General features: G+C 64.9%; 20 protein-coding genes. 2 read left to right on the top strand and 18 right to left on the bottom strand.

Going from position 1 to position 19,892, the window contains the following annotated elements; translation table 11 throughout:
- Positions 1–159 precede the first annotated feature (159 nt).
- Together KMZ29_RS14090 and KMZ29_RS14085 are read right to left on the bottom strand one after the other, a co-directional pair.
- Positions 160–1,494, bottom strand: a complete 1,335-nt coding sequence (locus tag KMZ29_RS14090; protein WP_215619843.1) for a peptidoglycan DD-metalloendopeptidase family protein — start codon at positions 1,492–1,494, stop codon at positions 160–162.
- Between the two features lie 108 nt (positions 1,495–1,602).
- A complete protein-coding gene (locus KMZ29_RS14085; RefSeq protein WP_215619842.1) occupies positions 1,603–2,253 on the bottom strand; it encodes a protein-L-isoaspartate(D-aspartate) O-methyltransferase in 651 nt (216 codons plus the stop codon).
- A gap of 242 nt (positions 2,254–2,495) precedes the next feature.
- Between KMZ29_RS14085 and KMZ29_RS14080 the strand changes: the two genes are divergently transcribed.
- Positions 2,496–2,873, top strand: coding sequence for a response regulator (locus tag KMZ29_RS14080; protein ID WP_215619841.1), 378 nt, complete (start codon positions 2,496–2,498; stop codon positions 2,871–2,873).
- A 105-nt stretch (positions 2,874–2,978) separates the two neighbouring features.
- On the opposite strand, the gene surE is transcribed toward KMZ29_RS14080, so the two are convergent.
- The 14 genes from surE to KMZ29_RS14010 form a co-directional block, all read right to left on the bottom strand.
- The gene (surE, locus tag KMZ29_RS14075) at positions 2,979–3,746 is read right to left on the bottom strand and encodes a 5'/3'-nucleotidase SurE (RefSeq protein ID WP_215624265.1); all 768 of its coding nucleotides are present in this window, start codon (positions 3,744–3,746) and stop codon (positions 2,979–2,981) included.
- 165 nt (positions 3,747–3,911) lie between these two features.
- Positions 3,912–4,055: a hypothetical protein gene (locus KMZ29_RS27080; protein WP_215619840.1), complete on the bottom strand. Its 144-nt coding sequence runs from the start codon at positions 4,053–4,055 to the stop codon at positions 3,912–3,914.
- 106 nt (positions 4,056–4,161) lie between these two features.
- Entirely contained in the window at positions 4,162–4,317 is a 156-nt protein-coding gene (locus KMZ29_RS14065) for a hypothetical protein (protein WP_215619839.1), read from the bottom strand.
- Between the two features lie 6 nt (positions 4,318–4,323).
- Positions 4,324–4,761, bottom strand: coding sequence for a hypothetical protein (locus KMZ29_RS14060; protein WP_215619838.1), 438 nt, complete (start codon positions 4,759–4,761; stop codon positions 4,324–4,326).
- Between the two features lie 107 nt (positions 4,762–4,868).
- On the bottom strand, positions 4,869–6,212 hold the full coding sequence (gene serS / locus KMZ29_RS14055) for a serine--tRNA ligase (RefSeq protein WP_215619837.1): 1,344 nt from the start codon (positions 6,210–6,212) through the stop codon (positions 4,869–4,871).
- Between the two features lie 146 nt (positions 6,213–6,358).
- A complete protein-coding gene (gene tatC / locus KMZ29_RS14050) occupies positions 6,359–7,186 on the bottom strand; it encodes a twin-arginine translocase subunit TatC (protein WP_215619836.1) in 828 nt (275 codons plus the stop codon).
- Positions 7,183–7,680: a Sec-independent protein translocase protein TatB gene (gene tatB, locus KMZ29_RS14045; protein WP_215619835.1), complete on the bottom strand. Its 498-nt coding sequence runs from the start codon at positions 7,678–7,680 to the stop codon at positions 7,183–7,185. Before tatB ends, tatC begins: the two co-directional genes overlap by 4 nt.
- An 89-nt stretch (positions 7,681–7,769) precedes the next feature.
- Positions 7,770–8,006: a twin-arginine translocase TatA/TatE family subunit gene (locus KMZ29_RS14040; protein WP_215619834.1), complete on the bottom strand. Its 237-nt coding sequence runs from the start codon at positions 8,004–8,006 to the stop codon at positions 7,770–7,772.
- Positions 8,007–8,174: 168 nt separating this feature from the next.
- Entirely contained in the window at positions 8,175–8,891 is a 717-nt protein-coding gene (scpB, locus tag KMZ29_RS14035) for an SMC-Scp complex subunit ScpB (RefSeq protein ID WP_215619833.1), read from the bottom strand.
- A gap of 21 nt (positions 8,892–8,912) precedes the next feature.
- Positions 8,913–9,743 (bottom strand): segregation and condensation protein A, encoded by an 831-nt coding sequence (locus KMZ29_RS14030; protein WP_215619832.1) that lies wholly within the window; start codon positions 9,741–9,743, stop codon positions 8,913–8,915.
- Entirely contained in the window at positions 9,740–10,768 is a 1,029-nt protein-coding gene (gene nagZ / locus KMZ29_RS14025; RefSeq protein WP_215619831.1) for a beta-N-acetylhexosaminidase, read from the bottom strand. The genes KMZ29_RS14030 and nagZ overlap by 4 nt, the downstream gene beginning before the upstream one ends.
- 46 nt (positions 10,769–10,814) lie before the next feature.
- A complete protein-coding gene (locus KMZ29_RS14020) occupies positions 10,815–12,278 on the bottom strand; it encodes an SPOR domain-containing protein (RefSeq protein WP_215619830.1) in 1,464 nt (487 codons plus the stop codon).
- A 122-nt stretch (positions 12,279–12,400) separates the two neighbouring features.
- Complete coding sequence (argS, locus tag KMZ29_RS14015; protein ID WP_215619829.1) at positions 12,401–14,197, bottom strand: arginine--tRNA ligase; 1,797 nt, start codon at positions 14,195–14,197, stop codon at positions 12,401–12,403.
- A 51-nt stretch (positions 14,198–14,248) separates the two neighbouring features.
- Positions 14,249–15,460: a deoxyguanosinetriphosphate triphosphohydrolase gene (locus tag KMZ29_RS14010; protein ID WP_215619828.1), complete on the bottom strand. Its 1,212-nt coding sequence runs from the start codon at positions 15,458–15,460 to the stop codon at positions 14,249–14,251.
- A 108-nt stretch (positions 15,461–15,568) separates the two neighbouring features.
- Here KMZ29_RS14010 and erpA point away from each other — a divergent pair, with 108 nt between their 5' ends.
- Entirely contained in the window at positions 15,569–15,898 is a 330-nt protein-coding gene (gene erpA / locus KMZ29_RS14005) for an iron-sulfur cluster insertion protein ErpA (protein WP_215611994.1), read from the top strand.
- A 6-nt stretch (positions 15,899–15,904) separates the two neighbouring features.
- On the opposite strand, the gene KMZ29_RS14000 is transcribed toward erpA, so the two are convergent.
- Positions 15,905–16,798, bottom strand: coding sequence for an amidohydrolase family protein (locus KMZ29_RS14000; protein WP_249779688.1), 894 nt, complete (start codon positions 16,796–16,798; stop codon positions 15,905–15,907).
- Positions 16,764–19,892: an efflux RND transporter permease subunit gene (locus tag KMZ29_RS13995; protein ID WP_215619827.1), complete on the bottom strand. Its 3,129-nt coding sequence runs from the start codon at positions 19,890–19,892 to the stop codon at positions 16,764–16,766. The genes KMZ29_RS14000 and KMZ29_RS13995 overlap by 35 nt, the downstream gene beginning before the upstream one ends.

Raw genomic sequence — 19,892 nt, 5'->3', positions numbered from 1 at the left:
GAGGCGACAATGTACACCTTGGTCAGGTGCGCAGCCGGGAGAGACGACGGCAGCCACCTCACGCGATTCAATCGCAACTGCGCCGGAAGGCGGGATCGCCCGGCGATGCCGGGCGATCGGAGTCAAAGGTATGGACTAACCATGCCTCGCAGCGCGGCTTCACGCCCCGTTGAGGAATTGCAGCGGGTCAACCGGAGAAGATCCCTTGCGGATCTCGAAGTGGAGCTGCGGCGACCCCACCTCGCCCGATTGACCCGACTTGGCAATGATCTGGCCGCGCTTGACGGTGTCGCCGCGCTTCACCAGCAGTTCACTCGCATGGGCATATGCGGTGACGTAACCGTTGGAGTGCCGAACCAGAACCAGATTGCCGTAACCCTTGAGTTCGTTTCCTGAATAGGCAACGACGCCGTCCTCTGCCGCCTTCACCGGCGTGCCTTCCGGCACCGCCAGGTTGATGCCATCGTTCGACTTGCCGTTGGTCTTGGCGCCATAGCTGGTGATCACCTTGCCACGCACCGGCCAGCGGAAGGTCGGCAACGCGCCGGTGGCTTCACTGGCCTTGACCGGAGCCTCGGCCGTCGCCGGAGATTCCTCCACCTTCGTGGTAGCCTGGGCGAGCCGCGCGCTCTGCGGAGGCGAACCGGCCAGGGCAGCCGTTCGGGTAGCGGGCGCCGTCAACGCTGCGGCGGGCTGAGCCAACGGCTGCGCAGCGGGTGCAGCAGCCGCGGTCTTTGCACCGGGCACCGTGAGCTTCTGACCGAGTTTGAGCTTCGCGCTAGCATCCAGGCTATTGGCCCTTGCCAGCTCCGCCACTGGCACATGGTTGCGGCGCGCGATGCTGAGCAGGGTGTCGCCGCGATTGACGACATGAACCGACGGCGCAGCAGCCACGGGCTTGCTGGCCGGCGCCGCCAATGCGGGCGCGGCAGCGGCGTTGGTCGGACGCGGAATGATCAGTTGCTGGCCCGGCGACAGCGCGCGCGGCCCCTTGTAGCCGTTGGCCTGCAGGATCGCGGCGGACGATACGTTGTAGCGCCGCGACAACGTATCGAGCGTATCGCTGGTGCCGACGATGATGGTGGTCCCGCCCTGCGCCGGAGCACGGGTCGCCGCGACCGAGCGCGGCACGGTGCCCGTGGTCTCGAGCGGCGGATGGGCGGGCGGAGCGTAAGAGGCCAATCCACGCCCTCCTCCGGACACGCCGGCGTTCGCGGCCGGATAGGACTGCGGCGCCGCGATCGGCGGCGGCAATGGCTGCGACTGGTATTGCGAATGCGGGCGGGTGTATTGCGGCAGTTCGCGGCGCTCGACCGCGGGGGTCCGCACGGAGCCTGTGGCTTCCGGTTGGGATGCAAAGGGATTGGAATATGAGCTCTGCGAAAGCCGCGTCGACATGTCGGCGCTGCAGCCGGCGAAACCAAATGACATCAGCGCCAGCGCCGCGACGTGCGGCACGCGACGCGAGCAAAGCAACTCGACGACACGGGACATGGTTACTCACTCGTACGCAACAAATTACTGTTTTGAGTAAACACCTCCCCAGTAAACAACCGCTTAACCCTGGGAATAAGACGTTGGCGGAACAGCCAATCCGGATTTCTACAGTTCCCGGGCGATGCCCGGCAGCGCCGGCACGAAACGCACGTCCACCAGCTCCTTGCGCTCAAAACCGGCCTCGGTCCTGACCAAGCGGACCAGGGTCTGGACGCCCTGATGCGGCCCGACCGGCGCGATCAGGATACCGCCGGGCTCGAGCCGCTGCGTCAGGCTTTCGGGGATTTGCTCTATCGCGGCGGTGACGATGATGCGGTCGAAATCGCCGCCGCCGGCCGGGATGTCGAAGCCGTCCCCCAGCATGACCTCGACATTGTCGCATCCCACCTTCTCAAGCCGCGCCCGGGCGCTGTCGGCAAGCGTCCGGTAACGCTCGATCGACAGGACGTGGCCGCAGAGCCGCGCCAGGATGGCGGCCTGGTAACCGGAGCCGGTGCCGATCTCCAGCACGCGATGATGCTTCTGCGGCTGCAACTGCTCGGTCATATAGGCCACTACGAAGGGCTGGCTGATGGTCTGTCCGCAGGCAATGCCGAGCGCGCTGTCGCGGTAGGCATCAGCGCGATCGGCCGGCGCCACGAACGCGTCGCGCGGAATCTCCTCCATGGCGCGCAGCACCGCCTGGTCGCTGATCCCGCGCCGCCGCAGGTTGAGCTGAAACATCATTTTTTCGGGTGGGTTTTGAACGGCAGGCATCTCGGTCTCGCAAGCTCCGCCGAGGCACCCTAGCGCGCCCGGCCGAACAGTTTGAATCAAAGAATGCAGAATATCTTATCCAGGTTCCATACAACGGAACCCGGTGTCCTGCCTCGCGTTATGGGATCGGGCAATCTTGCCGCTCGCTCGCAACGGCGCGTGTAGCGTACCGGTGCACTTTAACGTTGCGCCTGATAGCGCTATTTGCGATCTTTACCAATGGGATGGGCAAGGACGTCATCATGACTGCGACGCGGCCGCGAGGCGGTTCAGTGTTTCTCGTCGAGGACGAGGTCATGATCAGGATGATGGTCGCCGACATGCTGGCGGAACTGGGCTACAGCGTCGCGGCTGAGGCCGGCGAGATCAACGAGGCGATCAGGCTGGCCCAATGCACCGAATTCGACCTCGCCATTCTCGATGTCAACGTCAACGGCAAGGTGATTTCGCCGGTTGCCGAATTGATCCAGGCACGCAACCGCCCGTTCATCTTCGCGACCGGCTATGGCTCTTCGGGTCTTCCGCAGGAATATCGGGACCGCCCCGCGCTGCAGAAGCCGTTCCAGCTCGAAACACTGGCGAAGATGATCGACACCGCGCTGAAGAGCGCGACGGTTTAGCGCGGCTCTCCCCGCACAAAGACGCAGTCATGGAACCGTGAAGCCGCGGCGTACTGGATCCCCCGCCTTCGCCTTCGCGGGGGATGAGGCTGTGTTTGGTCGCGCCTATTTCAGCGTCGCCGTCAGCGCCTCCGAGAAGGCTTCGTCGGTGCGGTCGAGCCGCAGCGGCGTCACCGAAACATAGCGCGCCGCCAGCGCGGCAAGGTCGGTGCCTTCGGCCGGCGTGTCCATCATCGCCGCACGTTCGAAGCCGATCCAGAAGTAAGGATTGCCGCGGCCGTCGTGGCGCTTGTCGACTTTGAGAAAGCCGAGGTTGCGCTTGCCCTGCCGCGTCACGCGCACGCCCGCAACCTGCTCGGGCGCGCAGGCGGGAAAGTTGACGTTGATCACGGTGTTCCTGGGAACGCCGGCGGCGATGACCTTGCGCAGGATTTGCGGGCCGAATTTCAGCGCCGTCTCCCAGAGCGGCGCATTGCGGGTCTCCAGGCTGAATTCCTGCGACAGCGCAAACGACGGCAGTCCGAGAATGGTGCCTTCCAGCGCGCCGGCGATAGTGCCGGAATAGACGACGTCTTCGGCGACGTTGCGGCCCTTGTTGACGCCCGACAGCACCAGATCCGGCATGGTCGTACCGAGGATGTGGCGTGCGCCCATGATCACGCAGTCCGTCGGCGTTCCCCGCACCGCGAAGTGCCGCGGGCCGACCTCGCGCAGCCGCAACGGATCGTTCAGAGAAAGCGAATGCGAGACACCTGACTGGTCCAGCTCCGGCGCCACCACCCAGACGTCGTCCGACAGCGCACGGGCGATCTCCTCGACGATTTTCAGGCCGGGGGCATGGATGCCGTCGTCATTGGTGCAGAGAATTCGCATCCGCCTGGTCGCCTCCTGCGTCGATTCCATAACGCTTGCGCAGTCTTTATCCGGCTATCGCCACTGAGGCAAACCCGGAAAAATGCAGGCGAAATTGCCCTCCTGCCGCGTTTTTTGAGGCATCGAGGGCGTGATCGAGCAGGCAACGCGAGGTCGCGCAGCACCTCAGGTTGGTGGCTTCAGTTCACCGGCAAGCCAGCCGAGCGCGCCTGAGGTCATGGGGTCGCTCTCGACCACCATCATTTCGACGTGACCGCAATTCTGGCACTCAAAGCGGTGGTGGCTCGCCTCGAACTTTGACGGCAGCATGCGGTCATGCCGGCAATTCGGGCAGCGTGGCCGTTCGGCCCAAATGAGCGATGACGATACCGGCTGGTATTCGGGCATGCACGCCCCCCGCGATGATCTAGCCACATTACAACCAAGGATAGCCCTTCCAGCCGTGCATGCCGAGGTCAAAGCCGCGCAGGTTCCAAACATGAATGAGCAGGGTGAACGGATTGATGCTGGCCGTGCGACACTGCAATTCAAATTGCCGGTTAATTTTCAGGCCGCCAATGCCGCGGGCCAAACACCGCTACCGCCGGACACGCGCGCGCCACGGGCGCACGAATTTCGCCGGCCAGCCCTGGACCCGCATGGCAAATTCCTGAACCACGGGTTTCGGCGGTTCAGCCGGGGCGCTTTCCATCACGCGCGAAGTACTCGGCTCAGGCGGCGCAAGCGACGTAGCTGGTCCGGATGACGCGGGCGGAGCAAGTGGCGCAGGCGGCAGTGGCGGCGCGACCTTTCGCGGCGGCTCCGGATATCGCGCCCGCGCCGCCGAAAGCGCCTTGTCGAAATCCTCGCGATTGAGCCATCCATCGCGATGCAGGCTCTCGGCAAGGCCGTCTTCCCATAGCCTGGAGACCTCGATATCGAACTGGCCCTTCAGCTTCGGATCGACCGCCTGCACCCCATAGCCGGTGACGGCCCACTGCCGGCCAACCCAGAAGATGTCGCGATGCAACGCCATTGTCGGTGTTCGTTTCCTTCGGAGGCTCGCCGCCGGCTGAAACGAAGATATCCGGCGCCGCCGCGCAGGCAACAGCGGGCGCGCGGATTGTGGCCAATAAACCGGTACTACCGATCGCGCGCGATGACCTTCAGCCCGCCCATATAGGGCTGCAGCACCTCGGGCACGGCGATCGAACCGTCTTCCTGCTGGTAGGTTTCCATCACCGCGATCAGCGCGCGGCCGACCGCGGTGCCGGAGCCGTTCAGCGTATGCACGAAGCGCGGCTTGCCGTCCGCCCCGCGATAGCGGGCGTCCATGCGGCGGGCCTGGAAATCGCCACACAGCGAGCAGCTCGAGATTTCGCGGTAAGCGCCGCCCTCGCCCTGCCCGGGCATCCAGACCTCGATGTCGTAGGTCTTCTGCGCCGAAAAGCCCATGTCGCCGGCACAGAGCGTCATCACGCGGTAATGCAGGTCGAGCCGCCGCAGCACTTCCTCGGCGCAGGCCAGCATGCGCTCGTGCTCGTCCTTGCCGTTCTCTGGTGTTGCGATCGAGACCAGCTCGACTTTCGTAAATTGATGCTGGCGGATCATGCCGCGGGTGTCACGGCCGGCGGCGCCGGCCTCGGCGCGGAAGCACGGCGTCAGCGCCGTCAGGCGCATCGGCAATTCCTTGTCGTCGAGAATGGATTCGCGGACAAGATTGGTGAGCGGCACTTCGGCGGTCGGGATGAGCCCGAGACGTTCGCTCCTCAGTTTGTCCACGGCCTCTGCGTCGCCCGCTGTCAGCAACTCGCCTTTGACAGCCCAGAACTGATCGTCTTCAAACTTCGGCAACTGCCCCGTGCCGAACATCACGTGATCCCGCACCAGCAGGGGCGGATTGACTTCGGTGTAGCCGTGCTCGCCCGTGTGGAGATCGAGCATGAACTGCCCGATCGCGCGCTCGAGCCGGGCGAGGCCCTTTTTCAGCACCACGAAGCGCGCGCCGGAAAGCTTCGCCGCCGCCTCGAAATCCATGTAGCCGAGCGCGCCGCCGAGATCGTCATGCGGCTTCGGCGCGAACGCATAATTGCGCACCGCGCCGAACAAATGACGCTGCACGTTGCCGTGCTCGTCGGCGCCCTCGGGGACGTCGTCCGCCGGCAGGTTCGGTATTGCGGCAAGCTCCCTGGCGAGTTCGTCGTCTGCTGCCTTCGCAGCCAATTCGAGTTCCGGCATGGTGGTCTTGAGCTCGGCGACCTCAGCCATCAGCGCCCCGGCGCGAGCCTCATCCTTGGCCTTCTTGGCTTCACCGATTTCCTTCGAGGCCGAATTGCGCCGCGCCTGCGCCTGCTCCGATTTGAGGATCGCCGCGCGGCGCCTTTCGTCGATCGCCAGCAGCGACGGCGACAGCGGCCCCAGTCCCCGCCGCTTCAGCGCGGCGTCGAAAGCGGTGGCGTTGTCGCGGATCGATTTGATGTCGTGCATGGCAGTTTTCCCGTCATGGCCGGACTTGTTCCGGCCATCCACGTCTTTGCTGCCTTAGAACAAGTCGTGGATGCCCGGGTCAAGCCCGGGCATGACGAATCATGGCCAGCGCGACGCGACGATAGAGGAAACAGGGCTGTAAATCCCTACTCCGCCGGATTGGCCTCGGGCGGCGGCGGGCTCGCCGACGGCGGCGTACCGGCGGCGGTCTTGGCGGCGGCGGCGCGCTTTTCCACCATGGCGACCGCGATGATCGAACCCTCATACAGCACCATCAGGGGGATCGCGAGCGAGGCCTGGCTGATGACGTCGGGCGGCGTCAGGATGGCGGCGATGACGAAGGCGATGACGATGAAGTAGCGGCGTTTCTCGCGCAATTGCTTCGAGGTGATGATGCCGATCCGGCCGAGCAGCGTCAGGATTACCGGCAACTGGAACGCCACCCCGAACGCGAAGACCAGCGACATCATCAGCGACAGATATTCGCCGACCTTCGGCAGCAACTGGATCTGCGCGGTTTCGGAGCCGCCGACCTGCTGCATGCCGAGCGAGAACCGCACCAGCATCGGCAGCACCACGAAATACACCAGCATCGATCCCAGCACGAAGAAGAACGGCGTCGCGATCAGATACGGCAGGAACGCGCCGCGCTCGTGCTTGTAGAGGCCGGGCGCCACGAATTTGTAGATCTGCGTCGCCACGATCGGAAACGAGATGAAGCCTGCGCCGAACAGCGCCAGCTTCAGCTGGGTCAGGAAATATTCCAGCAACGCCGTGTAGATGAATTTCGAATTTTCCGGCCCCGCCACCCAGACGAACGGCCACACCAGCACGTTGTAGATCTGCTTGGCGAAGAAGAAGCAGAAGATGAAGGCGATGCCGAATCCGAGCAGCGCCTTGATCAGCCGCGAGCGCAGCTCGATCAGGTGATCCATCAGCGGCGCTTTGCTGGCCTCGATGTCTTCGGCGCTCATGACGCTTTGGCGTCCTTCAGGACGTCGGCATCTTCAGGCATGATACCCAGACGCTCCGGCTCCGGCGACGCCTCGCGGGCAATCACGAGCGGCTCGGCTGCCGCGGTGTGGGCGTCCGCCTCGACAAAGCTCTGCGGCGTCGGCGGCACCGGTACGTCGGCATCCGACGTCACCGGCGGTTCGATCGCCGCCGGCTTGTCGATGTCGTCGATCTTGAGAGCGTCGCCGACGTCCTTCTGCAGCGAGGTCATGACGTTGTCGGTGGTGAAGCCGGTGGCGGCGTCCTTGACCTCGTCGAAGGACTTCTTGAGGTCGGCCATTTCGGCCTCGCGCATGGCTTCCTGGAACTGGCCCTGGAATTCAGAGGCCATCTTGCGCGCCTTGCCCATCCATTGTCCGACCATGCGAAGCACGCCCGGCAGTTCCTTCGGGCCGATCGCGATCAGCGCGACAATGCCGATGACGACCAGTTCACTCCACCCGATGTCGAACATGAAAAATTCCGCTCACGCGAGGCATTCCCGCCCCAATCCCTGTAGCCAAGATTGGGGCCGCCCGCGTCCTTCTGCAACCGGCTTCCTGCTCAGACAGCCTTGCTGCCGACATCCGTGCGTGCCGCCGACGGCGCGGCATTGTGATCGATCGTCTTCACGGGCTCGGCCGGCTTTTCAGCCGTCTTGTCATCGTCCTGCATGCCCTTCTTGAAGGCCTTGATGCCCTGTGCGACGTCGCCCATCAGGTCCGAAATCTTGCCGCGACCAAACAGCAGCAGGACGACTGCGATCACCACGATCCAGTGCCAAATGCTAAGCGAACCCATCCTGCATCCCTCCAAACACGCGGCCGGCGACCCGGCCCAATCTGTCCGGAAAGTAGGCTCAGGAGGTGTCAAAAACAAGGACTTAAGCCGCGTCAAATCGGCGTTAACGCACTACCGTTAACCGGCACGGCGCGTCGACGCCGACCTGTCGCAGCCTTCCGGCCGGCGCTAGCCTTCGCCGCCCTGTTCCGGCTCGACCGCCGGCGCCAGCGCCAGTTCCAGATCGCCGACCTCGAGCGGATCCTCGTCATCGCGCAAGGTAGGGTCGTCCGACGGCGTCGGAACGCTGAATCCGGAAGGCAGCCGCGAATCCAGCAGGCCCGTGCCCTTCAACTCCTCGAGGCCCGGCAGATCGCCCAGCGCCTCCAGGCTGAACTGGGACAGGAAGGCCTCGGTGGTGCCGAAGGTCAGCGGACGTCCCGGCGTCTTGCGACGGCCACGCGGCCTGATCCAGCCGGTCTCCAGCAGGACATCCAGCGTCCCCTTGGAGGTGATCACGCCGCGGATTTCCTCGATCTCCGCGCGCGTCACCGGCTGGTGGTAGGCGATGATCGCCAGCATTTCGATCGCCGCACGCGACAGCCGCCGCGTCTCAGTGCTCTCCCGCGTCATCAGCCAGGACAGATCGCCGGCGGTGCGGAAGGTCCATTTGTTGGCGACGCGAACCAGATTGACGCCGCGCGGGGCGTAGTCCGCCTGCAGCTGCGCCAGCGCCGTCTTGATGTCGACGCCGTCGGGCATCCGCTTGGCAAGTGCAGCCTGATCGAGCGGTTCGGAGGAGGCGAACAGCAGCGCTTCGAGCAACCGCAGTTCCTCGGGGCGCGCTTGCGGGTCCATAGAAGGCTCCTCGGCATCCGCTACGCGTTTTTCCGCCAGGCTTGCCATGGCTCGGTCTCCTTCTTCCACTTACTCAGCCGGCAGATCCGGCGCGGTCATCGCGTCGGATACTGGTTGCGGCGGACGCTTTCGAAAAAACAAAGGCGCGAACGCCTCCTTCTGGTGCAGTTCCATCTCGCCTTCCCGGACCAGTTCCAGTGCCGCTGCAAAGCTGGACGCAAAGACCGTGGCCTTTTGCGAGGGATCAACGACGTAATTGAGCAAATATTCGTCGAGGCAGCTCCAGTCCTCGGCCATCCCGACCAGGCGCTCCAGCGACGCGCGCGCCTCCGCCAGCGACCACACCGTGCGCTTGGCCAGATGCACCGTCGCCAGCACCCGCTGCTGGCGCTGCGCGGCGTAGGCGGTGAGCAGGTCGAACAGCGTCGCGGTAAACTTGGGGTGCCTGATTTCCGCGATCGATTCCGGGCTTCCCCGCGGAAAGATGTCCCGCATCAATTGCGGGCGGTTCATCAGCCGGTTCGAGGCTTCGCGAATGGCCTCGAGCCGGCGCAGCCGGTTGGCGAGCGCAGTTGCCATTTCCTCGGCGCTCGGCCCATCCGCAGTGGCGGGTTCGGGCAGCAGCAGCCGCGATTTCAGAAATGCCAGCCACGCCGCCATCACCAGATAGTCGGCGGCAAGCTCCAAGCGGATTTTCCGGGCCGCCTCGATGAACACCAGATACTGGTCGGCCAGCGCCAGAATGGAGATCTTGTGCAGGTCGACCTTCTGCTGCCGCGCCAGCGCCAGCAGCAGATCGAGCGGCCCCTCATAGCCCTCGACATCGACGACCAGCGACGGCTCGTCGTCGGCGAGTTCGGCCGGCCGTCCGGTTTCAAACGATAGAATTTCCGCGCTCATGCGCCCGCCATCCCTGCCCGATTGATCAATGCGTCCAGTTCAGCCCGTGCCGCCAGCCGGTCCAGCGGCTGCGGCGCCCTGCGCGACGCCAGTGCCCGGCCGGCGCGCTCCAGCGCCTTACCCGACAATTCAGGCGTCTCACGGGCGACCTCGCGCATTTCGTCGAGCTTGCCGTTACAATGCAGAACCATGTCGCAGCCTGCGGCGACGATGTCCCGGGTCCGCTCGGCAATCGATCCGGCCAAAGCGTTCATGGACACGTCATCACTCATCAACAAACCCTGGAACCCGATCACGCCGCGAATCACTTGTTCGATGATTGTCGCAGAAGTCGTCGCCGGATGGGCGGGGTCCAGCGCGCTAAACACAACATGTGCGGTCATGGCCATCGGCAGGTCCGCCAGCGATTGGAATGCGGCGAAATCGGTCCGTTCCAGCTCCCCCCTGGGCGTATCGACCTCCGGGAGCCTGAAATGGGTGTCTGCGGTGGCCCGTCCATGGCCGGGAATGTGCTTGAGAACCGGCAAGACGCCGCCCTGCTCCAGCCCCTCGGTCACGGCGCGGGCGATCGCGGCGACCTTGGCCGGCTCGGTGCCATAGGCCCGGTTGCCGATGACCGCATCGGCGCCTTCAACCGGGACGTCCGCCAGCGGCAGGCAATCGACGGTAATCCCGAGTTCCAAGAGGTCGGCTGCGATCAGCCGGGCACTCAGGCGGGCCGCGGACAGGCCGGCCGCGCGATCGAGGTCGTACAGCGCCCCGAAGACGGCCCCGGGCGGATAGACCGGCCAGTGCGGCGGCCCCAGGCGCTGGACCCGACCGCCTTCCTGATCGATCAGGACCGGCGCCTCCGCGCTACCGATGGCATTTCGCAACTCCTGAACAAGCTGAGCGACTTGTGCGGGCGTCTCAATATTCCGCTTGAACAGAATAAAGCCCCATGGCCGCTCCTCGCGGATGAATTCGCGCTCGGCGGCGCTGAGTTCCAATCCGGATACGCCAGTGATGAATGCGCGGCTGCCCATGGGGCCGATTAGCCCGCGCGCCCTCCAGGGGTCAAGGAAACGGCCGTTAATTCCTTTGGACGACGCACTGCCCGCCGGCAGTCTTCAGGTTGCCGCAGAAATGCGACGCTTCATCCGCGGACCCGAAAGGACCGATCATGGCGCGGTAATAAACGCCCTTGTCGCCGAGGTCGGCACGCCTGATCACCGGCGAACGCGATCCGAGCACGGAGGAATACTTGCTCTGCAGCGCCCGGTAGGAGGCCTGCGCGTCCGCCTCGTTCTTCTGCGAGGCGACCTGGACCATGTATCCCCCGCCACCGCTGGGCGCGGTCTGCACGGGATTGGTGGCCGCAACCCGGGTTCCGGGGCCTGGAGCCGACGGACCGCCCTGCGGCGTCAACGACAGCGGCGCATTGGCACTGGCATTGGCCGACGATGGCGGATTTCGCGTGGCCGGCGGTGCCGTCGCAGCCGCCTTGGGCGCGGCAGCCGGTTTGGCCGGCGGCGGCGCATTGACCGGCACCGCGGCTGCATCGGCCTGATCGCCGCGGACGGCCAGCGTCTTGATTTTGCGCGGCTCGCTGCTCGACAGCGTGCCGTTGCCGGTGCCCGCAGGCGGCGGGCCGGTGGGGGTGACGCTCGCGACCGGCGGCGGACTGCTATTCGGGTTCAGCGGCGGAAACACCACGCGCGGGCCGGATCGATTGACGTCGACCGGGGCCTCCTCGCGCGGAACGATCTTTTCGGCGCCATCGCCGGTCGCCATGCGGTCCGGCACCTTGGCGGTGCCGTCCGATGGGGCCGGCACGATCTTGGTCGGGCTGTTGTCGGCCTTGATGATCGGCGGCTCGCCGCTGCGGGGCGATCCGACATAGGTACGATAGGCAAAGGCAGCGCCCGTCCCGACTACGGCCAGCGCAAGCACCACCGCAACGGTGACCATGCCGCCGCCGCGCTTCCGGACCGGCTCCTCTTCGAGGCCGTCGTCGTACCCGTCCTGATAGCCATAGGCATCGTCGGCATAGGCCGGATCGTGCTGGGATTGCTGTGCGCCGGGGTCGGGCTGACCGTACAGCGCATCGTCATAGCGCGACGGATCGGGCTGGTAGTCGGCTTCGGCGTAGGATGGCGCCTGGTGATAGTCCGGTTCCGGCGCGGCTGGCTGGGCTGCGTAGCGATGCAGCGGATGCACGGTGCTCGGGTAATCTTCGGCGTAATCTTCCTGCGGGGCCGGAGCTGGAGTTGGGACTGGAGCCGGCTGCGGGGTGGCGCGCCGCATCCACGGCGGCGGGCCCGCGGGAGGCTCATCGCCGGCAGGCGCCGGCGGCTGATACTGCGCGCGCTCGACGCCACGCGGCTGCACCGGCTGATTGGCCCTGCCCATCGCGAACGGGTCGGTCTGGCCGATCAGCCGCGCCAGCTCGGCCAGCGGATCGCTCTCGGCCCTCGGCGGCTGCGCGTGCGGGTCTGCGCTGCGATCGTAGTCATCGCCCGCCGGAAAAGGTCTGTCCTGATATCGATCAGCCATCGTGATGATGCGTCCCCTTCGGGAAAGCTGCCAACCCGCCCTTACAAACGAACCAGGTACGAACGAACCAGCCCTTGCCGGATGCCCTCACAGATCCCCATGTGAGGGGCTTCGCGTCCCGCCTACCGCATCTCGTCCGGAGCATGGACGCCGAGAACGGCGAGCCCAGATGCCAGGACCGAGACGACGCCCTGGACCAACGCCAGCCGCGCCTTTGTGATCTCTGCATCATTATTGATAATGAAGCGTAAATAGGGCAAATCCCGGCCCCTCGTCCATAGTGCGTGAAATTCGCTGGCAAGATCATACAGGTAAAACGCGATTCGGTGCGGTTCATGCGCGACCGCCGCGGCCTCGATCATGCGGGGATAGAGCGCCAGCAGCCTGAGCAGGCTGAGTTCCGCGGGGTCCGTCAGCCGTTCCACCGCCGCATCATCCAGGAACGCGGCGCGCGCGCGCGTATCTTCCGGCAGGCCGGGGATCGTCTCGCGGGCGTTCTTGAAGATCGAATGCCCGCGGGCATGGCCGTACTGGACATAGAACACCGCATTGTCCTTGGACTGCTCGATCACCTTGGCGAGGTCGAAATCCAGCACCGCGTCGTTCTTGCGGAACAGCATCATGAACCGCACCGCGTCGGAACCGACCTCGTCGACCACCTCGCGCAGGGTGACGAAATCGCCGGAGCGTTTCGACATCTTCACCGGTTCGCCATGGCGCAGCAGCCTCACCAGCTGCACCACCTTCACGTCCAGCATGGCCTTGCCCGCGGTGACGGCCTTCACCGCCGCCTGCATGCGCTTGATGTAGCCGCCGTGATCGGCGCCGAACACGTCGATCAGGTTGGCAAAGCCGCGGTCGAACTTGTTCTTGTGGTTGGCGATATCGGAGGCGAAATAGGTATAGCTGCCGTCCGACTTCATCAGCGGACGATCGACGTCGTCGCCATAGGCGGTGGCTCGGAACAGCGTCTGCTCGCGATCCTCGTAGTCCTCGACCGGTGCGCCACCCTTGGGCGGCGGCAGCCGGCCTTCGTAGATGTCGCCCTTGGAACGGAGAAAATCGATGGTCTCCGTGACCTTGTTGTTGCCATTCTCGATCAGCGACCGCTCCGAGAAGAACACGTCATGCCGGATGTTGAGCGCGGCGAGATCGCCCTTGATCTCGTCCATCATCATCGCGATGGCTTTGTCGCGCACGGCGGGCAGCCACGCGTCTTCCGGCATCGTCTTGAGCTTGTCGCCATATTCGGCGGCCAGCGCCTGCCCGACCGGCTTCAGATAGTCGCCGGGATACAACCCTTCCGGAATCTCGCCGACGTTCTCGCCGAGCGCTTCGCGGTAACGCAGGAACGCCGAACGCGCGAGCACGTCGACCTGGGCGCCGGCGTCGTTGATGTAGTATTCGCGGGTGACATCGTAGCCCGCGAACTGCAGCAGGCTGCACAAGGCATCGCCGAACACCGCGCCGCGGCAATGTCCGACATGCATCGGCCCGGTTGGATTGGCCGAGACATATTCGACATTGACCTTCTCGGCCGCGCCCATCGCGCTTTGCCCGTAGGACGCCCCCTCACGCAACACCGTGCGCAGTTCATCCGACCAGGCCGACGCCTTCAGGGTGAGGTTGATGAAGCCGGGACCGGCGACATCGACGGACGCAATCAGATCGTCGGCACGTAGTTTTTCGGCGATTTGTTCGGCGAGATCCCTCGGTTTTGCCTTCGCCTCCTTGGCCAATACCATCGCGGCGTTGGTCGCCATGTCACCGTGCGAAGCATCCCGCGGCGGCTCGACCACGACGCGCGACAGGTCGATATTGACGGGCCAGCCGCCTTCGGATGCGAGCGCACCGCAAACCGCATGGACGCGCGCGAGCACGTTGGCGAAAAGATGCTGCGGTTGTCTGGATTCGACCATGGGCGTGACTGGACCGGGGATTGCGCCGCGCATGCGGCTTGAGGCCGCCGCCTAACGCAAATCCGGGGTCGAGTCAAAAAGCCTGTGATGCTCGGTCAGCGCGAAGCGGTCGGTCATCCCGGCGATAAAGTTGCCGATCCGCCGCGCGCGCTCGGTTTCGGTCTCGTGGCCGGCAGCGTCGGGCAGCCATTCCGCCGGCAGGTCGCCAGGCACGCGCTGATAGCGTGCGAACAGCTCGGATACGATCTGTTCGGCGTCGCCCATCACGCGCATGACGCGGGGATGGCGGTACATCCCCCGTTTCAGGAACGCCTTGATCTCGGCTTCCGCCTGCGCGACGCCGGGGGGGAACGCGATCAAGACGTCGCCATGGTTGCGGACGTCATCGACCGATTGCGGCCGCGCGATCTCCAGACGCCGGCGCGCTTCCGCGACCACGGCCCCGATCAGATAGGAGATCAGTTCGCGCACCAGTTCCGCGCCGCGCCTGATGTCGTCGAGATCGGGATAATGCCGCGCGATCTCCGCGATCATGTCTGCGGCAAGCGGCATCACCTTGAGGTCGTCAACCCCGAACAGCCCGGCGCGCAGGCCGTCGTCGATATCATGGGCGTCATAGGCGATATCGTCGGCGATCGCCGCGACCTGCGCCTCCAGCGAGGCAAAGCTCCACAGTTCCAGGTCATGGGTCCCGACATAGTCGGATATCCCTGCGGGAACGCCGCGGTCGCGATGGCGGCCGATGGCGGCGCCGCCGCGATCGGTCAGCGGCCCGTTGTGCTTGACGATGCCCTCCAGCGATTCCCAGGTCAGGTTGAGCCCGTCGAAATCGGGATAACGATGTTCCAGCGCGGTGACGACGCGCAACGTCTGCGCGTTGTGATCGAACCCGCCATGGGCCTGCAGGCAGGCGTCCAGCGCCCGCTCGCCGGCATGGCCAAACGGCGGATGGCCGAGATCATGCGCCAGCGCCAGGGTTTCCGTGAGGTCCTCGTCGAGGCCGAGCTGCCGGGCCAGCGCCCGGGCGATCTGCGCGACCTCGAGCGAGTGGGTCAGCCGGGTGCGGTAATGATCGCCTTCGTGGAACACGAAGACCTGGGTCTTGTACTTCAGGCGGCGAAAGGCGGTCGAATGGATCACCCGGTCGCAATCCCGGCGGAACGGGCTGCGGGTCTGGCTCGGCGGCTCCCCGAACAGCCGTCCGCGGCTGCGGTCGGGGTCGCAGGCATAGACCGAGCGAGGAGCAGCCATTCCGACCGACACGATGTATTGATCCCCTAATGGTTTGATTCCCGTGGCCGGCGCACTTAACTATGGGCAGCGCCGGATACCAAATAAATTGGCTATGGCACCGGCGACCGGAGACCTCACATGACGACTGCCGTCACCATCAGCGAGCGGGCCGCCCGCCGCATCGGGGAAATCCTCAAGACCGAGGGTGACGGCGCCATGCTGCGGATCAGCGTCGAAGGCGGCGGCTGCTCGGGCTTCCAGTACAAGTTCGACGTCGAGCGCGCGAAGGCCGAGGATGATCTGGTGATCGAGCGCGACAGCGCCGTGGTGCTGGTCGATCCGGCTTCGGTGCCCTTCCTGGCCGGCTCCGAAGTGGATTTCGTCGACGACCTGATCGGCGCCTCGTTCCGGGTGGTCAATCCGAACGCCACCGCATCCTGCGGCTGCGGCACCAGCTTCTCGATCTGAGAACATCTAGCGGCCTGAGAACAACGCCCTGGCGTTGCCGTGCGCGATCTGCCGGGCGACATCGGGCGGCAATTGCGCCAGCCAGGCGCGATACCCGGCCATGATTTCACCGTAGCTCGCCCAGCGCTCCGGGACCCAGGTATCCGAGCCGAGCAGGAAACGGTCGGGATAGCGCTCAAACAGCGCTCGCCATTCCGGCGTCAGTTTCCCGGCCCCGTCGGTGATGCCGCTGCGGTACGACAATTCACCCCACAGCTTGGGATATTTGGCCAGCATCGCGGCGACGCGCTCGCCGGGGATGCCAAAGCCGGTATGCGCCCAGATGATCCGCGCCTTGGGATTATGCCGCATCAGGATTTCCAGCGCGGCCTCATCGGCATGGGCGTGCAGATAGAGATCGTTTGCCACGGCAAAGTTGACGGTGTCCCTGACCACCTCGGTGTCGGCAGCTTGTCCCGACAGATGAAACTCGCCGACGCCGCGATAATAGCCGCGCTTGAACTCGTCCTGCACCAGTTCGAAGATGACGGGGTCCTTGAACCAGGTCTGGATATCGGGACGCACCCGGTACGGCCTGATGAAGGGCACCACCTGCAGACCCTCGGCCTTGGCATCCATCAGCGCATGGGTGCCGGTGTTGGGGCGGCTGGTGGCGAGGATACCGGTCACGCGATTTTTCTTGAGCAGCGCCAGCACCTCATCGAGCTGGTAGTACGGCTTCGGTTCCCAGTTGTAGTGCAGGTGCGCGTCGAAGATTTCGATCGGCTCGTCGGCGAGAACGCGCTCAGCCAAGCCGGCGAACAGGCTCGCGGCAATCAGGGCCGCCACGTGTCCACGGTGCGGCGTCATCTTCGGCCCGGCGTCATTACTCCGCCGCGGCGACATGCGGCCGCTCGACATTGTCGCCCTCCTCCGCCTGCGGTTCGAGGCGGCGCTTCAGCCGGCGGTCGATCCGGTCGAGGTAGATGTAGATCACCGGCGTGATGAACAGCGTCAGCAGCTGCGAGACGCAGAGACCGCCGACCACGGCAATGCCGAGCGGCTGGCGCAGCTCGGCGCCGGCGCCGGCGCCGATCGCGATCGGCAGCGTGCCGAAGATCGCCGCGAACGTCGTCATCATGATCGGGCGGAACCGCAGCAACGCGGCCTCGCGAATGGCGTGCTCGGCGCTCAACCCGACTCGGCGGCGCTCCAGCGCGAAGTCCACCATCATGATGGCGTTCTTCTTGACGATGCCGACCAGCATCACGATGCCGATCATGGCGATGACCGACAGTTCCATGTTGAACGCCATCAGCGTCAGGATCGCGCCGATGCCGGCCGACGGCAGGCCGGAAATGATCGTGATGGGGTGAATGAAGCTTTCGTAGAGGATGCCGAGGATCACGAAGGCCGCGAACACCGCCGCGAGGATCAGCACCCCCTGCCCGCGCAGGGAATCCTGGAACACCTGCGCGGTGCCGGAGAAGCCGGTGGCGATGGTGGCAGGAAGATTCGAGCTTTGCTCGATCTTGGTAATCTCGTTCACGGCGTAGCCGAGCGAATAGCCGGGCGCGAGGTTGAACGAGACCGTCACCGCGGGCTGCTGGCCCTGGTGATTGATCTGCAGCGGGCCGACCGTCGGCACCAGTTTGGCCACCGCATCCAGCGGGATGGTCTGGTTGTTGGCGGTCTTCATGTAGAGCTTGGACAGGTTCGACGGATCGATGCGAAACTGCGGCTGCACCTCGAGGATGATCTGATAGTCGTTCGATGGCATGTAGATGGTGCCGATCTGCCGGCCGCCATAGGCGTTATAGAGCTGGTTGCGGACGTGATCGACGGTGATGCCGTAGACCGCGGCCTTCTCGCGGTCGATCTCGACGGTCATTTGCGGATTCTTGATGTAGAGATCGGTGGTGACGTCGAGCAGCCCGGGGACCTTGGCGATCCTGTCGCGCATTTCCGGCGCCACCCGGTAGAGCGATTCCGTATCGCCGCTCTGCAGGGCGTACTGGTACTGGCTCTTGGACAGCCGGCCGCCGATGTTGAGGTTCTGGACGCTCTGGAAAAACGCCTGCATCCCCGGCACCTGGGCCGCCTTCTGGCGCAGACGAGCCATCACCACCGGGGCCGCTTCCCGCTCCTTCCGCGGTTTCAGCGCGATGAACAGCCGCGCATAATTGGTAGTCGTGTTCGGGCCGCCCGCGCCCACGGTACTGTTGATGTACTGTACCGCCGGGTCCTTGCTGAGCAGATCGGCCAGTTCCTTCTGGCGTACCGTCATGGCCTCGAACGACGTGTCGGTCGCGGCTTCGGTCGTACCGAACAGAAAGCCGGTGTCTTCCTGGGGAAAGAATCCCTTGGGCACGACGACGTAGAGCGCGACGGTGCCGGCGAGCGTCGCCAGCGTCACCACCAGCATCATCGGCTTGCGGGCAAGCACCCAGTCGAGCGACCATTCGTAGGCACGAAGCCAGGAATCGAACATCCGCTCGAACACCCGCAGCACGATGTTCGGTTTCCTGGTCTCGTCATGGGCCTTCAGCACGCGCGCGCACAGCATCGGCGTCAGCGTCAGCGAAACGAAACCGGAAACCATGATCGCAACCGCTATCGTGACCGCGAATTCGCGGAACACGCGGCCGACGATGCCGCCCATCAGCAGCACGGGAATGAACACCGCGATCAGCGAGAAGGTGATCGAAATGATGGTAAAGCCGACCTCGCGCGCGCCCTTCAGGGCCGCCTCAAACGGACGCACGCCATGTTCGATGTGGCGGACGATGTTTTCCAGCATGACAATGGCGTCATCGACCACGAAACCGACCGACAAGGTCAGAGCCAGCAGCGTCATGTTGTTGACGGAGAAGTCCAGCACATACATGACGGCGAAGGTGCCGCAGAGCGAGATCGGCACCGCCAATGCCGGAATAAAGGTCGCGGACGCCGAGCGCAGGAACAGGAAGATCACCAGGATCACGAGGCCGATGGCGATCAGCAGGGTCTCTTCGACGTCGGCGACGGATTGCCGGATCGACTGCGAACGATCCATCGCGACCTGGATCGTCACCGACGGCGGAATCTGCGCGCGCAACGCTGGCAGCTTCGCCAGCACGCCGTCGACGACGGCTACCGTGTTGGCGTCCGGCTGCTTGAAGATGGCCAGAACGATCGAGCGGGTGCCGTTGAACCAGCTTGCGATCTTGTCGTTCTCGACGCTGTCATAGACGCGCGCCACCTCGTCGAGCCGCACCGGCGAACCATTGCGCCAGGCGACGATCACGTGCCGGTAGTCGGCCGCATTGGCCATCTGGCCGGAGGCCTGAAGCGCCACGTCCTGTTTCGGCCCGTTCAGCGTGCCGACCGGCGTGGACGAGTTCGCGCGCGCGACCGCGGTCCTGATGTCATCCAGCGTCAGGCCGCGCGCCGCGGCGGCTTCAGGATCGGCTTGCACGCGAACGGCGAATTTCTGACTGCCGAAAATCACGACCTGGGCGACGCCCTGAATCTGCGACAACGCCTGCGCGATGGTGATGTCGCCATATTCGTTGACCGTGGACAGCGGCAACGTTTCCGACCTCAGTGAGATGAACAGCACCGCGAATTCCGAGGGATTGACCTTCCGGAAAGTCGGCGGAGTGATCATCTCGACCGGCAGCCGGCGCTGCGCGATGGTCAGCGCGGTCTGCACGTCCAGCGCGGCGGCGTCGATGTTCCGGTTGAGATCAAATTGAATGATGATCGCGGTGGTGCCCTGCGAGGAGGTCGAGGACATCGACGAGATACCGGCAATGGTCGAGAGCTGGCGTTCGATCGGACCGGCGACGGAAGCCGCCATGGTGTCGGCGCTGGCACCCGGCAACGTCGCGGTCACCGCGATGGTCGGGAAATCCACCTTGGGGAGGGCTGAGACCGGCAGCAGCCGAAAGCCGAACACGCCGAAAGCGATGATCGTAGCCGTCATCAGAGCCGTCATGACCGGGCGGCGGATACAAAGCTCCGACAGGGTCAT

Origin of the sequence: Bradyrhizobium sediminis (assembly GCF_018736085.1) — a bacterium.
GTDB classification, from domain to species: Bacteria; Pseudomonadota; Alphaproteobacteria; order Rhizobiales; family Xanthobacteraceae; genus Bradyrhizobium; species Bradyrhizobium sediminis.
The sequence above is the reverse complement of the archived record's forward strand: the minus strand, read 5'-3'. Positions and strand labels throughout refer to the sequence as shown.